Source organism: Hymenobacter tenuis (genome assembly GCF_054780495.1).
This window is the reverse complement of the sequence record NZ_BAAGWF010000004.1, coordinates 1,234,681-1,250,023: the sequence shown is the minus strand read 5'-3', so window position 1 is coordinate 1,250,023 and position 15,343 is coordinate 1,234,681. Positions and strand designations below refer to the sequence as shown.

11 protein-coding genes are annotated in these 15,343 nt (G+C 57.5%); 8 read left to right on the top strand and 3 right to left on the bottom strand.

Annotation, left to right across the window (positions count from 1 at the left end):
* Positions 1-68: 68 nt before the first annotated feature.
* The 8 genes from ACYVGU_RS18875 (at position 69) to ACYVGU_RS18840 (ending at position 9,544) form a co-directional block, all read left to right on the top strand.
* A complete protein-coding gene (locus ACYVGU_RS18875; RefSeq protein WP_460623317.1) occupies positions 69-1,019 on the top strand; it encodes a stage II sporulation protein M in 951 nt (316 codons plus the stop codon).
* A gap of 47 nt (positions 1,020-1,066) precedes the next feature.
* Positions 1,067-2,101 (top strand): hypothetical protein, encoded by a 1,035-nt coding sequence (locus ACYVGU_RS18870; RefSeq protein WP_460623316.1) that lies wholly within the window; start codon positions 1,067-1,069, stop codon positions 2,099-2,101.
* A 55-nt stretch (positions 2,102-2,156) separates the two neighbouring features.
* Positions 2,157-2,921, top strand: a complete 765-nt coding sequence (locus ACYVGU_RS18865; protein ID WP_460623315.1) for a DUF4129 domain-containing protein — start codon at positions 2,157-2,159, stop codon at positions 2,919-2,921.
* Positions 2,922-2,935: 14 nt separating this feature from the next.
* Positions 2,936-4,210: a DUF4350 domain-containing protein gene (locus ACYVGU_RS18860; protein ID WP_460623314.1), complete on the top strand. Its 1,275-nt coding sequence runs from the start codon at positions 2,936-2,938 to the stop codon at positions 4,208-4,210.
* Between the two features lie 223 nt (positions 4,211-4,433).
* Positions 4,434-5,411 (top strand): AAA family ATPase, encoded by a 978-nt coding sequence (locus tag ACYVGU_RS18855; protein ID WP_460623407.1) that lies wholly within the window; start codon positions 4,434-4,436, stop codon positions 5,409-5,411.
* The gene (locus tag ACYVGU_RS18850; RefSeq protein WP_460623313.1) at positions 5,412-5,960 is read left to right on the top strand and encodes an NADAR family protein; all 549 of its coding nucleotides are present in this window, start codon (positions 5,412-5,414) and stop codon (positions 5,958-5,960) included. It abuts the gene before it with no gap.
* Positions 5,957-7,306, top strand: a complete 1,350-nt coding sequence (locus ACYVGU_RS18845; RefSeq protein WP_460623312.1) for a DUF58 domain-containing protein — start codon at positions 5,957-5,959, stop codon at positions 7,304-7,306. The genes ACYVGU_RS18850 and ACYVGU_RS18845 overlap by 4 nt, the downstream gene beginning before the upstream one ends.
* 132 nt (positions 7,307-7,438) lie before the next feature.
* Positions 7,439-9,544, top strand: coding sequence for a beta-N-acetylhexosaminidase (locus ACYVGU_RS18840; RefSeq protein WP_460623311.1), 2,106 nt, complete (start codon positions 7,439-7,441; stop codon positions 9,542-9,544).
* Between the two features lie 95 nt (positions 9,545-9,639).
* On the opposite strand, the gene ACYVGU_RS18835 is transcribed toward ACYVGU_RS18840, so the two are convergent.
* The 3 genes from ACYVGU_RS18835 to ACYVGU_RS18825 form a co-directional block, all read right to left on the bottom strand.
* The gene (locus ACYVGU_RS18835; RefSeq protein ID WP_460623310.1) at positions 9,640-10,377 is read right to left on the bottom strand and encodes an SDR family oxidoreductase; all 738 of its coding nucleotides are present in this window, start codon (positions 10,375-10,377) and stop codon (positions 9,640-9,642) included.
* Between the two features lie 76 nt (positions 10,378-10,453).
* Positions 10,454-11,344 carry an AraC family transcriptional regulator gene (locus tag ACYVGU_RS18830; protein WP_460623309.1) on the bottom strand — a complete coding sequence of 297 codons (891 nt, stop codon included), beginning with the start codon at positions 11,342-11,344 and terminating at the stop codon, positions 10,454-10,456.
* A 64-nt stretch (positions 11,345-11,408) separates the two neighbouring features.
* Complete coding sequence (locus tag ACYVGU_RS18825; RefSeq protein ID WP_460623308.1) at positions 11,409-15,224, bottom strand: hypothetical protein; 3,816 nt, start codon at positions 15,222-15,224, stop codon at positions 11,409-11,411.
* Between the last annotated feature and the right edge of the window lie 119 nt (positions 15,225-15,343).

Sequence of the window (15,343 nt, the reverse complement as noted above, 5' to 3'; positions counted from 1 at the left end):
CCCGGCGCGCTTCGGCACCAGCCAAGAAATGTAAGGAAATGCCCGTTAAAGAATAGGTAGGTAGTGATATGCGCGAAACGGTATTCCTGCGCTTAAACCAGGCCCGGTGGCAGCAATATGAAACGGCCCCGGCCCATGGCCCCGATGAGCTAGCCCGGCGCTACATTGAGCTGACCGATGATTTGTCGTATGCCCGGACGTTTTATCCAGACTCCGCCACTACCGCCTACCTCAATACTCTGACGAGCAAGCTACACCAGGCCCTCTACAAAAACAAAAAGCAGGAAACCGGCCGCTTTGTCGCGTTCTGGCGCCAAGAGTTGCCCCTGCTGGTGGTGCGCCACCACCGCGTATTGCTGGGCGCCCTGGTCTTCTTCCTGCTTTCCACGTTCATTGGGGCGCTTTCCGCCTCCCGCGACGATTCCTTTGTGCGCGTAGTGCTCAGCGACGATTACGTAAACCAAACCCTGGCTAATATAGAAAAAGGCGACCCCATGGCCGTGTACAAGGGTGCCGATGAAACTCTGATGTTTCTGGCTATCACGCTTAACAATGTAAAAGTATCACTCTACGCGTTTGCCGGCGGCATCACAGGGGGCTTACTCACGCTTATTATGCTGTTCAAGAACGGGGTAATGCTGGGCTCTTTCCAGTATTTCTTCTACCAGAAAGGCGTGCTACTGCCCTCGGTACTCACCATCTGGATTCATGGCACCCTCGAAATCTCCGCTATTGTGCTGGCCGGCGGAGCAGGGGCCGTAATGGCGCAGAGCATCCTGTTTCCGGGTACGTATTCCCGCCGCGACTCCTTGCGCCGCGGCGCCCGCGACGGCATGAAGCTGGTGCTGGGCCTCGTCCCGATTTTTATTGTGGCCGGCTTTCTGGAGGGCTTCGTCACGCGCCACACCGAAATGCCGCTACTAGCCAGCCTGGCCATTATTGGCACTTCCGGCGCCTTTATTCTGGGGTACTTTGTAGCCTATCCCTGGTGGCTCCACCGACAGTCGGCAGGAGCATAACATACTGTCCTGTTTTTTCTGCTTATCGATTTCACTCTACTCTTTTTATGCGTCATCTCGCGTTTACCAAGCCCACTGATTTTCTGCGCGAGCGGGACTTCAGCCAGAAAATTGAGGCTACGTTTGACTTTATCCGCTACCACGCTACGCCCCTGGCCCGCGTGATGGCCACGTTGGTACTTCCGCTAGCCCTGCTCACCGGCATCGGCCTGGGCCTGATGCAAAACCAGTTGCTAGGCACCTTCGGCGACATGGCCCGCCGCAGCCGGATGGGCGACGTGCAGAGTGTGTTGCCTCCGATATTTACCTCAGCGGGCTTCCTACTCACGATGCTGGGCAGCTTGCTGCTGTTTGTGGTGTTTCATTTGGTGGTGTATGGCTACGTGGTGCTGAACGCCAGCAAAACCGACCCAGAAACGCCCGTTACCCCCGCGGATGTGTGGCAGGTGGTGAAGTCCAGGTTCTTGGGCATGATTGGATCCTTTCTGGGTCTAGGGCTGCTTTTCACGGTAGGTGCGCTGGCCATTTCCATGGCAATTGGTCTGGTTTCCGCGGCTCTCTCCGCTCTGCTGGGCTCCTGGGTAATCTTCCTGACCGTTTTCGTGATTTATATCGCCATGATTTATGCCATGGTAGCACTCAGCCTGTACTTTGTGATTTGGCTGCGCGAAGGCCGTGGCTTTATTGGTAGTGTAAAGCGCTGCTTCCAGCTTATTTGGGGCAAATGGTGGTCTACATTTGGCCTTATTATGGTCATGACGATGATGTTGTGGCTGATTATGCTGCTAGTAGTTGTTGCTCTTTCAGCCATTGGCTTGCCCTTTACGGAGCTGATGACCGGTGGAGGCGCCACTGAAATTTCCTCGCTAAGCCGTATCCTGCTGATTGTATATTCAGGCATTCAGGTGCTGGTTTCGCTGGCATTTTACCCCTTGGTGATGATTGCCATTAGCTTTCAGTATTTTAATCTGGTAGAGCGCCGCGAGGGCGAAGGCAGCCGCCTGCTCCTCGACTCCATTGGCCAGCAGGTGCCACTGGCAACTGCCCAAGCCCTGCGCCCCGACGATGAGGGCGAATATTAATCAGGTGAATCGGCAGCGGCGGGGTAGCAGCTGGCGGGTTTTGCTGGTGGTTGGTATGCTCGCCGGCCTTAGCAGCCTGGCTCAAACGCCGGCCCCATCCCGCCCGCCTCTGCTGGCTCCCTCTGATTCGCTAGCCCCTGCCTCACCTCAAACCCGGTTTATCCCCCTGCCCGCTGATACTCGGCCGGCCGGAAAGCTACGCGCACCCCAAACCGCACGGCTGCGGGAGCTGAGTCGCCAGCCAGAATTTCAGTACGCCGAGCCCGAAGCCCAGGAAGCTGACAACAGCCTCTGGACACGCTTCTGGAAGCAAGTGGGCCGCTGGATTCTGGGCTTATTTTCGGGGCCGCGCTACGAGAACGGCGGGCGCTACGTGGTATACGCCTTGTTTGGTGGCGCTTTCCTATATGTGCTGCTACGGCTATTGCGCCTCGACCTGACGGGCCTGTTCCGGCGAGGCAGCCGTACGGTGCCGCTGCCCTACGATGCGGCCGCCGAGAATATTCATGGGGTTGATTTCGACGCGGCTTTGGCCCAGGCGGAAGCTGCCGGCAACTACCGCTTGGCGGTTCGGTTGGGCTACCTGCTCTCACTGCGTGAACTCACTGAGCGCAACCTGATTCAGTGGCAGCCCAACAAAACCAACCACGAGTACCTACGCGAGCTGAGCGGCACACCCTGGACAGCCTCTTTCCGGACCCTGACGCATCAGTTTGAGTTTGTGTGGTATGGCGAGCTAGGCATCTCTGAGGCCGAGTACCCCGCCCTGCGCGATGCCCGACAGCAATTCATTCGTCAACTTTCCCGCGCGGCGGCCTAAGCCTGCTTTCTGTCATGACCCGTTTCCGTGCTTTTTTGGTAGGCCTGAGCGTGCTGTTCGTAGCGTTTGTGGCCGTGGAGTATTTCCGCCCCCAGCCTACTAACTGGAGCCGCACCTTTATCAACCGCGACAAGATTCCGTATGGCACCTACGTGCTGTATGACCAGTTGCCAACGTTGTTTCCGGGGCAACAGATTGAAGCCACGCGGCGGCCCATCGCCAATCAGCTGCTGCCTACCCTCGGTACTGATGCCAACCGCGACACTACACTTACAGCCTCGGGCCCAGCCCTTCGTCGTGATGCGGCCACGTATCTGTTTGTTGACGACGCGTTTCGGTGCTCCCGCCTCGACCAGGATGCGCTGCTGCGCTACCTAGCCCAGGGCAACCAAGCGTTTATCGCCGCCGAGAGTATCTCGCAGCTGCTGCTTGATACGCTGCACCTGGAAATCGAAGCAATACTGGACCTGGATAGTTTGCTGATGCGTCGCCTGGAAGGCGGCCCCAACAGAAGCCGCACTACCTCCCTGACGCTGGTAAACCCACCCCAAGGCGCCGCCCTCCGTTACCGTTTCCCGGAGCGCGAAGTACCGGCTTATTTTAAGGCTCGGGCGGGCTCTAAAGCTACTGTGCTGGCCCATGATGCCCGCAAGCGCCCAGTGCTGGTGTGGGTGCCTGTAGGCCGCGGCGGGATGCTACTCAGCACTACCCCCGCCGCCTTTAGTAACCTGCTTTTGCTGCAACCTGCCACGGCTGGCTTTGCTTTCGCGGCTTTATCGTTGCTACCCGCCAACCGGACTATATTTTGGGATGAATATCAGAAGCAAGGCCCCTTAGGCGAGCAATCGTTACTGCGCGTGCTTAAACAGCACCAGGCGCTGCGGTGGGCGTTGGTAGTAGGCCTGCTAGGCGGGTTGCTGTTTGTGCTGGTTGAAGCCCGGCGCCGCCAGCGCATTATTCCCATTCAGAACCCTTTGCCCAACACTACGCTGCTGTTTACGCGCACCGTAGCGGGCCTATATCGGCAGGGCACCAACCACGCCCTTATTGCGGAAAAGAAGATCGGGCTGTTTGAAGAATACGTGCGCACCCGCTATCACGAGCCAAGCCTTGATTTCAACGATGAAGCACTCCGGGAAAGACTCGCCCAGAAAACCGGTGTTCCCCGCACTGAACTCGACCAGTTGGTGCGTCGCATGAACCTAGTACGAACCGCGCCTCAGGTATCGGATACTGACTTACTTGCCTTAACTAGCGCCATTAATTCCTTCCGAGAAAAGTCAGCATAGAGAATTGCACTTATCTATACAATTGCAATAAACCATTTTATAACTATTTTAATAACAACCCAGAAGCTTTTTAAATGAGTATTTCTCTTAAATATTCATTTAAACAAATGTAATTATTACACCTCTCGCCCCTTCGTTTTGCACTGCTTCAAATATGGAAAATAATTTCACTTCATCACCTGATCCAGCATTGTCCTCATCGGCTCCGGCACTAGGTGCTGATATGGTTGAAACCTCCTTTGGGTCGCGTACTGACCTGAGCCACCTGAGCCGCCATGCGGAGGCCATCCGGCAGGAGCTTAGCAAAGTAATAGTAGGCCAGCAGGCCCTAGCCGAGCTACTGCTGACTGCCCTGCTTGCTGATGGCCACGTACTGCTGGAAGGCGTGCCCGGAGTAGCCAAAACCCTAACGGCCAAACTGCTGGCCCGCACCCTCGATGTGCCCTTCAGCCGCTTGCAGTTCACGCCCGACCTGATGCCATCTGATGTGCTGGGCACGTCCGTTTTCCGGCCTACTAAATCGGAGTTTGAGTTTCGGCCCGGCCCCATTTTCGCTAGCGTCGTCCTGATTGACGAGATTAACCGTGCCCCAGCTAAAACGCAGTCGGCCCTGTTTGAGGTGATGGAAGAGCGGCAAGTAACGCAGGATGGCACGCGCTACCCCATGCCCACGCCCTTTGTGGTGCTGGCTACCCAAAACCCAATTGAGCAGGAAGGCACCTACCGCCTGCCTGAGGCCCAGCTCGACCGGTTTCTGTTCAAGCTAAGCGTGGGCTACCCCAGCGTAGAGGAAGAAATAGCCATTTTGCAGGGCCATCATACAAGCCTTGGTGGCACGCCTTTGGAAGCTGTGCGCGCTGTGGTATCGGCAGAAGATTTGCAGTTGCTACGGGAGCAGGTGCGCCGCCAACACGTAGAGCCCAAACTGCTGGAATACATTGCCCGCTTGGTAGGCCAGACGCGTGCTCATAAAGGCCTGTACCTCGGTGCCTCGCCCCGGGCGTCTCTGGCCTTGCTCAACGGTTCCAAAGCCCTGGCAGCCCTCCGCGGCCGCGACTTTGTGACTCCCGAGGATATTCAATACCTGATGCCTATGGTGCTGCGCCACCGGATTCAGCTCACGCCTGAACGCGAAATGGAAGGCGCTACCCCCGATGACGTAGTAAAGCAGATTTTGCAGCAGATAGAGGTACCGCGCTAAATGAAATACTCCACCGAGTGGCTTCTGGACCAACTAGACCAAGGCCAGCGTGTTAAGTATCTGTTTTTCTGGGGAAACCAACCTAGCAAATCCGGAGAAGTCACCAAGTCTTGCCTTAGCCAGTGGTGGGTAACCAATTTTGCGGTTTCTGATGTGACGTATCCATCAGCTGAGCATTGGATGATGGCTGAAAAGGCGCGGCTTTTCTCGGATCATGTACTACTTGCCCGTATTCTGGCTGCGCCTAGCCCAGCCGAAGCCAAAAAGCTAGGACGAGAAATTCGGGGGTTTGTACCAGAGATATGGGAGGAGCACAAATACAAAATTGTGCTGCAGGGTAACCTACACAAGTTTAGTCAGCACCCTGATTTAGCGACCTTTCTACTTGCAACCAACGACCGAGTATTGGTGGAGGCCAGCCCGGTAGACGCTATTTGGGGAATTGGTTTAGCAGCCGATGCACCTGACGCAGAACACCCCGAACGCTGGAAAGGGACCAACCTATTAGGGTTTGCTTTGATGGAAGTGCGCGACCAACTACGCCCATGAGCTATTTTCTGACTTCCCGCTTCTTCTTGGCTGTTGCCGCCCTAGTGGTGGGGTTGGTGGTGGCTTTTTTCCTGCCAGGCTGGCTGGTTCCGGTGCAATTGGCGCTTGCGGTGCTCGTGGTACTGGTACTTCTGGATACCGCCCTGCTATACGGGGCTGCCCGCGGCACGGGTGGCGTATTTGGACGGCGCGTATTGGGTGATAAGCTGGCAAACGGCTCCGATAATGACATTGCGCTGTACCTCGAAAACCGCTACCCTTTCCCTATCAGCACCGAAACCATTGATGAAATTCCGCATCAGTTTCAGCGTCGCGACGTCCTGTTCCGAACGCGTATCAAACCTGCTGAAACCAGTGTAATTCGCTATCAGTTGCGGCCCACCAAGCGCGGCGAGTATGAGTTTGGCGCCGTGAATGTGTACGCTGCCTCGCCACTCGGACTGGTTAGGCGCCGGTTCCGGTTTGATGAGCAGCGCGTGGTGCCAGTGTATCCGTCGTTTCTGCAAATGCGCCAGTACGAATTGCTGGCCATTCATAACCGCCTGACGGAAGTGGGCGTGAAGCGCATCCGACGCGTGGGCCAGAGCATGGAGTTTGAGCAAATACGCCCTTACGTGGCGGGCGACGACCCGCGCGCCATCAACTGGAAAGCCACTGCCCGCCGCGCTACCTCGCCTGAGGCAGCTGACTCCTTAGTGGTCAACCACTACCAGGATGAGCGCGCCCAACAGGTGTACTGCCTGATTGATAAAGGCCGGGTGATGCGGATGCCCTTCGAAGGCATGAGCCTGCTCGACTATGCCATTAACGCGACCCTAGTAGTCAGTAATATTGCGCTGCTCAAGCATGATAAGGCTGGGCTTCTCACGTTTTCGCATCAGCCCGGCGCCATGGTGCCGGCCGAGCGCCGCAGCGGCCACCTGCGCAAGCTGCTGGAGGTGCTTTACCGCCAGAAAACCAAGTACCTCGAAACCGACTACGAACGGCTCTACATCTCCGTCCGGAAGCATATCCGCCAGCGCAGCTTGCTGATTCTGTTCACCAATTTCGAGACGCTGTATGGCATGCAGCGGCAGCTTCCCTACCTGCGCCGCATGGCCAAAGACCATTTGCTGCTGGTCGTATTCTTTGAAAATACTGAGCTACTAGCCTACCTCGAAGGCCCAACCGCCTCCGTGCAGGATGTGTACAACCAAACCGTGGCCGAGAAATTCGCACAGGAAAAGCGGCAGATTGTACGCGATCTGAACCGCTACGGCATTCATTCGCTGCTAACGGCTCCTCAAAACCTAACAGTCAGCACCATTAACAAGTACCTTGAGTTCAAGGCCCGGGGACTGATCTAGCCGCGGCATTGCTTGGCAGTTTAGCGTTTTATCCTCCCTAGAAAAGGCTTTTTCTTTCAGATTTTAGCTATAAACTGCATCTGGCGCGGGGCTTGCTTCGTTCCTAGTTCCGCTCCCTAGCCCCATCCGCCGATGCATTCCTTGCTGCTACTATTTCTGTTTAACCTGTTCAGCCCGTTTGCGGCTCCTACTCTCGATACCCGCACCTTACTACCCGTACCTACCCAAGCCAACTGGGGCCAAGGGCGGTTTACCGTGAAGCCGGACGTGTCGTGGCAGGTGTTTACGCCCACGCAAAGCGCTGCCTCTCTCTCAGCTGACTCGGCCGTGGCGGAGGCCGTCGAACGACTTGTTTTGCCGACGTTGCTCCCTGGCCGTCCGGCCCCTACGGCTTCACGGCGCCGGATTTCGCCGCTGCCTACCGCCAGCTTGGTACTCCAATACGGCCGGCCGGGTAATGTGCTTAAGCTAGGCGAAGACGAATCGTACACGCTCCGCGTAACGCCCATGGGCGTGGCCTTGAACGCTAATACCCACCTCGGGATTTTGCGCGGGTTGGCCACGTTGCGGCAGCTAGCAACGGCGGAGAAAAAGGCTGTGTGGCTGCCCGAAGTGGATGTGCTGGACTCGCCGCGGTTTCCGTGGCGCGGGCTGCTCCTGGACCCGGCCCGCCACTTCATGCCCGTGTCAGTTATCAAGCGCAATCTGGATGGCATGTGGGCCACTAAGTTCAACGTGCTGCACTGGCACCTCTCCGACGACCAAGGCTTTCGGGTTGAAACCAAACTATTTCCGCGCCTGCACACGGTAGGCGGCGAAGGTCAGTTCTACACCCAGGCCCAAGTGCGTGATGTGATTCGGTACGCAAGCCGGCGAGGGATTCGCGTAGTTCCGGAGTTCGATATGCCGGGCCACGCTACGGCCTGGCTGGCTGCTTACCCGCGCCTGGCCTCCAATGACTCGGTGTATGGCGTAGCGCACAAATGGGGCGTGCTCAACATTGCCATGGACCCCACCAAGGAAACTACCTACACCTTAATTGATTCCTTGCTGGGCGAGATGACGCGCCTGTTTCCGGACCCGTACTTTCACATTGGGGGCGACGAAAACGATGGTCGGCAGTGGAAGCGAAACCCGCGCATTGTGGCTTTCATGAAAGAGAAAGGCTTTGTAACTGACAAAGGCCAACCTGATAAGCACGCGCTGCAAACCTATTTTAACCGCCGGGTGCTGGACATGTTGGTTCGTTACCAGAAAACGATGATTGGCTGGGACGAAATACTAGGTCCGGATTTGCCGAAAGATGCCGTTATCCAGAGCTGGCGGGGCAAGAAGGGCCTGTACGAAGCGGCCAAACTGGGCCACCGAGCCCTGCTTTCCAACGGCTACTATATTGACCTGAATTTGACTGCAGCTTCCCATTACGCCCCCGATCCATTACCCCAGGATGCGCCCCTAACCCCAGAGCAGCAGAAGCTAATTTTGGGCGGAGAGGCCACCATGTGGAGCGAGTTTGCGGATTCTGTCATGGTTGATTCCCGTATTTGGCCACGGGCCGCCGCTGTGGCCGAGCGCCTCTGGAGCGCCCAAACCGTGCGCGACGTACCCGATATGTATCGGCGCCTAGCCCTCGTGAGCAAACAGCTGGAAACACTAGGTCTGCAACACCGCCAAGCCCCCGAGAAACTTCTGACCGCTCTTGCCGGCCAACCTGCGGCGGTGTTACCGCTGCGTACGCTGGCGCGCGTGCTAGAGCCGGTGAAGGAATATAAGCGCCATTTCCAGGGCTTCAAATACACCACAGCTACCCCACTTACCCGCCTAGTAGATGCGGCACCCGCTGAGTCGGAAGAAGCGCGTGAGTTTAGCGTGGCTGTGGATGGACTGCTAGAATACTTGCGCACTGCCCCCGCCACCGACCGGTTTAAAGGCACTCCGAGCCGGGCATTGCTTAGCTATCTTAACACAGAGTTGCGCCGGTGGCAAAACAACGACGCCCTCCTTCAGCCGCTCTTGCAGCAAAGTGCCAGCCTGAAAGAATACGCACCACACTCTACTAACCTGAAAACCATTGCAGCCCTCGGGATTGAGCGGCTTGCCATGCTGGAAAAAAACCAGGCCCCTAGCCCTACTTGGCAAGCCAACGCCCTCAAACAGCTTGATACCGCAAAAGCACCGGCCGGGCAAACCGAGCTGGCAGTAGTGCCGGCGGTGCGGCGGTTGGTAGAAGCCAAGTAGAAGGACCCGGTTGAAATGTAGCCACAAGAGGCCGGCTGGTTGTTCCGCCAATAAGCAGGAACTCCCGGCCGGCCTCTTGTGGCTGAGCTTCCTACTTACCAAGGGCTAATACCGGTTTCCGGGGCGTTGTCGTCGCTGAAAAACTGACTGGTAGGACCATCTGGGCCGAGGGTGGCGGCCTTTACCAGGCGAGCAGCCGCATCGGCTATGCTACCGGGCCCATGGTGGTGATTGAAGTCAGTAGCGGTGTAGCCCGGGTCTACGGCATTCACTTTGAAGGGCGTGTCGCGTAGCTCGTAGGCCAGCATAATGGTATACGCATTCAAGGCTGCCTTAGAAGGCTGGTAGGCGGCTCCTTTCACGGCGTAGTATTTCCAGGAAGGGTCGTTGTGCAAGGTGAGCGACCCCAGGCCCGAGGTAACGTTCACAATGCGAGGCGCGGAAGACTGCTGCAGCAAGTCGATGAATGCCTGCGTCACCTCAATTACTCCGAACACGTTGGTATCGAACACCTCCCGGATAGTACCGATGCTTGTGGTCAGGGCTGGTTGCGACATCCCCCCTAATATGCCTGCGTTGTTGATAAGCACATCTAATACCGCTGTTTGTTGGCCTATTGCCTGGCGGGCGGCAGCAATGGAGGTGCGGTCCGTAACATCCAGTTGGATGGGCTCCGCGTGGGTAAGCCCTTCGGCATTAAGCTGGGCAACAGCCTGCTGCCCGTTGGCTAGGTTACGACTACCTACATATACATAGTAGCCTTGCTGGAGGAGTTGCCGGGCGGCTTCGTACCCAATGCTTTTGTTGGCGCCCGTAATGAGTGCTGTCTTCATGATGAAGGAGTTACAAATGATGAACGGCACAAAACTACCGGGCCCACGTGGCGCCCACAGGACCCATTCCGCGGTATTACTGGTACATTTCGCGGATGGTGGCGCGAAACTCGGCCGGCGTTAGGCCAGTTTCCCGCTTGAAGAAGCGGTTGAAGTAAGAAGCCTCCGAAAAACCCAGGTCGAAGGCAATTTCCTTGAGCGACTGCGGCGTGTAAAACAGCAGGCGCTTGGCTTCCAGCACCAGTCGCTCGTGCACATGCTTGATGGCAGGCTTACCGCTTTGTGCTTTCACTACCTCGCTCAGGTGCCCCGCCGATAAGTGCAGTAGCGCGGCGTAGGCGCCTACCTCGTGCACTTCCCGAAAGTGTTCCTCAATGCTGGCCAGATAGGTTTTCAGCACGTGGCGGTCGGCAGCTCGCTCTTCGCCCGCAAATTGCTCGGTGTACCGCCGGCTCAGGTGGGTGAGTAGTACGGTTAAGTAGGCGCTGAGCATGCGAAGCTGCCACTCACTGGGGCGCTGGTATTCGGCCTCAAGCTTTGTCAGCAAGTCGTCCACGAACTCCTGATCGGCCTCGGTTAGCACCAGTTCGTGCCCATTGTACGGGTTCTGGACCAGCGGCAACTCCCGCAGAACCGCGTTGTGCGGCAGAGCCAGGAACTCGGGCGTAAACGTCAGGCGCGTAACCCAAGCGGGCACGGGCTCCTCCTTTACCAATACCTGGCTGGGGTCAGTGAAGTACAGCGCATTGCTTTTGCGCACGTAGGGTACTGCATCTACCCAGTGCCGGCCGGGGGCGTGCCGCACAAACACCAGCAGGTAGTACGCCTTCCGATGGGGTAGCAGCACATCAGCTTCGTACGATAGCCCACCCGCCAGAGGTACTATTGAAAACAACTTGCTCCCGGTGGCGGATTCCGGCTCGAACGGATACGTTGGCACCGACGATTTACCGCTAAGCATATGCATACCTCGTTATTCTATCGGTTTTCAGGAACGACGAAGGTAGTACAGATCTACTCTCTACTACAGGCTAAAACAGCACCGATACCTGCATGCGGCCGGTATGCACGGAGCTCAGCCCGTTGGGTTTGCGCCCATCGTAGGCTAGCGTGATGTTAAGGCCGTTGCTGAGGCGCTGCTCTAGGTTTAGGTTCCAGGTGAAGTTGCTGCCTGGGCGCAGCGCATTCAGGATTTCCAGCCCCACCAAGGAACCCTGGTCGCCCTCGAAGCCAACGCGCACATAGCGCGTAGTGGCCGAAAGGGTGCGCTTGCCCACCTGGCTTACCCGAGTCTCCAGCCCTAGCTCATTAAAGGTGCCACTGGTATTCTCGTCGGGGCCGGCGGTGTTTTGCTTAGAGGTGTGCAGGTACATGCCCGTAAGGCGCAGCACACTGGTAGGCTGATAGCTGATTTCCGGAGCCAGCTCGTATTGTAGCACCCGAAAATTGCGGTTCTCTAAGTAGTTCGAGAGGTTTTCGCGGATGCTGCGGGTAGTGATAAACCGGCCCGTAAACGACTGCGCCAGCGTCCGGCGTAGCAGCAGGCTCTGGCTGGCCAGGTTGCGCGTATCGGAGCCCTGCGTGAGCAGCACTTTTTGCTGGGTTTGCTGCACGGTAAACTCGGCTCCAAAAATCGGGTTTGACCGATTGAAGTACAGGGTATTGCGCAGCAGCTTGTTCAGGCTCAGGAGCAGTGAATCAGCGGTTTGAAAAGCGAATGGGTTCAGGCGTGATGAAAGCGTATTGTCGGTGGTTTTGCGGTCCAGCGTAACGGTGCTTAGGGTAGAAAATCGCCCTATGAAACCGCGCACGCCCGGCAACTCGCGCCACCCACGCGGGGCGGTGGTGGTTAGGCGGTAGCTGAAGCGGTTAGTGAAAGCCGAGATATAGTCATCAGTAGGCAGGAACACCTTGATGTGGGTCCGATACTGCGCATCGGACGTTTGGGCCTCAAAAAACTCGTTCTTCTCCTGCCGTCCGTCGTTGTTCAGGTCCTGGAAGTAGTGGGTGCCTTGGCCATTGGGCACCGCCAGAAAGGTGTAGTCGCGCTTCAGCTCCCGCCCGGTAGCTATGGCATAGCTCAGCTCCGAGCGAAGCGTGTTCTGCAGGAAACCGGCGTTCCAGTCAAGCTTGCCCAGCACCGTGCGTTGCCGCGCCGAATCGAGAGCTGCTAGGTCGCGGTAGGTGGCCAGAATGGCTAGGTCTTGGGTTTGGCTGATGCGAGAGGCTAGGGTGCCCTGCCAGGTTTGAGCGCGACCCCGTTCCCGCAGATTTGTTTGGTCGGGCGCTACGGTTTGGTCGCGGCGGTAGCTATAGTCGAGACGGAAGCGGGTACGGGCGGAGTCCTGGCTTTGCACAAACACGGCGTGTTCATCGTAGTAATTCGCCGAGGTTAGCGAGTCGCCGGAGGGTAGCGCCACCCGGTTTTTATCGAAGCGGTAGGCGTAGCCCGGAATTACGCGGGCGCCCACGTAGCGCGCTGTCGCCTCGCCTCGCGCCCACCGCGACTGGCGGCGTCCGGCTTCAGAAGTCAGCACAAACAGGTTGCCGCGCATCTGCACCGCGCCTACCTGCTGGGCCACATCTACCCAGTGCTGCACCCCGCTAACCTCCCCGGCCCGGTAGCGTCGGCTTAGGCGGTAGCCGATGGCATTGTCGGCATCTTTCACCACGCCCACTGCCGCGTTCAGAATATTCTCTTCGCGCGGCTGCTGGTTGTTGGTGATGAGCGTGTTCGAAGTGCTCCAGTTGCGGTCAAACTCAATGTCGCGGTAGCGGTCAATGGGTGCGAAACGGCGGCTGGTGTATTCGTAATCGAGGGCACTGCGTAGCTTATAGCCCTTCAGGCCCGGCAGATTCACCGGACGATCTTGCACCACATACCCGATCCGCATAGCCCGCCCCTCAGCCGATTCAGGCGAAAAGCGGTTCAGATCCAGGTTAGAAGCGGCCAAGTCGACGAATAGGGTGGCCGTGGAATCAAGCCGGTAGCTAGTGCCCACCGTCATGAGCTGCTTTTGCAAGGGCGTGGGCAAAATCCGGATGGGAGAATAGTCGCCACGGTTCTGCCCCACAAATTTGTACACGCGCCCATTGGCGCCCGGGTCATCGGTGCTGAGTTGATAGCTGCCCTGGCCCGCGCCCACGCTGGTAAAGCGCACATTATACACGCCCCGGGTAGTATCGGTGGGCGGATACACAAATACGGGTACAGGCAGTTGCGTAACGGGGTCGAGCTGAACTTCGCGGCGGTACTGCACCTGCTGGCGGTCATAGGCCACCGAATCGACTCCCGAGGTAACGGCCCGACTCACGTTATCACCGATGCGGCGGAGCACAGCCCGGGCGGAGTCATCGAGGGTCAGGTTGGGTGAGTTATCGGGGTTATCGGACTCGCGGTAGAAGTTAGCGTGCACCTGCAGGCGGCCCACCTGCTGGTAGTGGCTGGCTTGAAGCAGGGAGCGGGCATAGTTGAAGTCAGAATACTCAAAATCGACTTTGATGCGCGAGTTAGAGGTAATCAGGTGCCTAGGCGAAAAGGTCAGCTCGGCCTGGTTGTAGTCGATGACGTAATCGAAATCAAAGCCGCGCACCATCAGCCGCCCATCCAGGTACACCCGCTCGGAGTTGGCCAGCACAATGATGAACTGCTCGCCGTTGGGCCCGCGTAGGCGGTACGGCCCCTGCACGTTTTCCAGCGGTTGAATATCGATGCTGGCAAATTTTCCCTTGGCTACACCTGCCGCCACTGAGGTAGTAGAGAACCGCTGCGGCCCAGTGGACTTTGCCGCGCTGGCAGGGCTAGTAATTACTGTTTGGCTGACGCCTTTGGGTCCCACGCCGTTCGGACTGATACCGTTGGGGTTGGTGCTGCCAGCAGGGGTAGTATTTTGCCCCGCGCCTGTGCCGGCGGGTGGGGGTACCGTGGGCGGAACCGTAATGAACGTGCCGGTGCTGGTGCCCGCCGCATTGGGGTACTGAAACAGCTGCGGATTGCTGACGCCGGGGCCACTACCCCCGCCAAACCCACCAACCGGCAGCTGCCCGAAATTCGTTTCTACTGCTGCCCCCTGGATGTTTTTATAGAATCGTAGGAAGTAGTCGGGCTTGTTGCGCAGCACCACATCGCCGGCCGTGAGGTTCCAGCGCGGATGCGTGAGGGTAATATAAATTCGGTCGAATTCCTGCAGCTGTTGCGTGTTGCCTTCGGGCTGAAAAGGCACATTCTGGTCCGAAATGGCGGCCGTGAGGTTGATCTGATCGGTTAACTGGCCTTCAAGCTGCAGGTTCAGCGAGGAGTTTACGAACACGTTTTGTGCGTTGCCAAAGGAAACGCCCCGCGAAAGGTTGCCCGTTTTGTTGATGCCCGGCGTGCTCAGAATCTGCTCTTTCACGGCGAAATCCTCGGTGCCAAATGTCGGTCGCCGCCAGAATTCTACACTGTCCATCAGGCGACGGGGCCGCAGGTAGCGCTCCGCCGAGAGTTGCAACGGCAGTACGCGGTAGCAGACTAAAATAGAGTCAGCCCCACCCGGCAGCACCAAATCCGGCTGCCCCGGATCTGGGCTCGGAAAGCGTGTACTAGGGCATATGAAGCGGTAAAGGTCACGTTGCCGATCGTAACCCACTGACCTGCCCTCCACGCTTACCGAGGCTGGTACAATTGTTAGCGTATCCTTAAGGGCGAAATCCGTGGTGTCGTGACCAGGTGTGAGGCGCACCCATGTGCAGCGCCGGGTACTAGGGGGTGCATCCGAGCGAACCTGCCCCTGCCCTACCGCAGCCCATAACAGTAGCACCAGCAGCCCTCCAAAGCGCAGAAAGTAAGGCGTAAAGCTGCTGGTCATTCAGTAAAAATACGAAGCCCGAAATTCGTGGCTACCATAACGCTACAAGCCGCCTGATTCGTGCCGTGATTTTGCTTGCCGGTTTGCTTTCACATCATGCCTAGCTGCTATCTAGCACC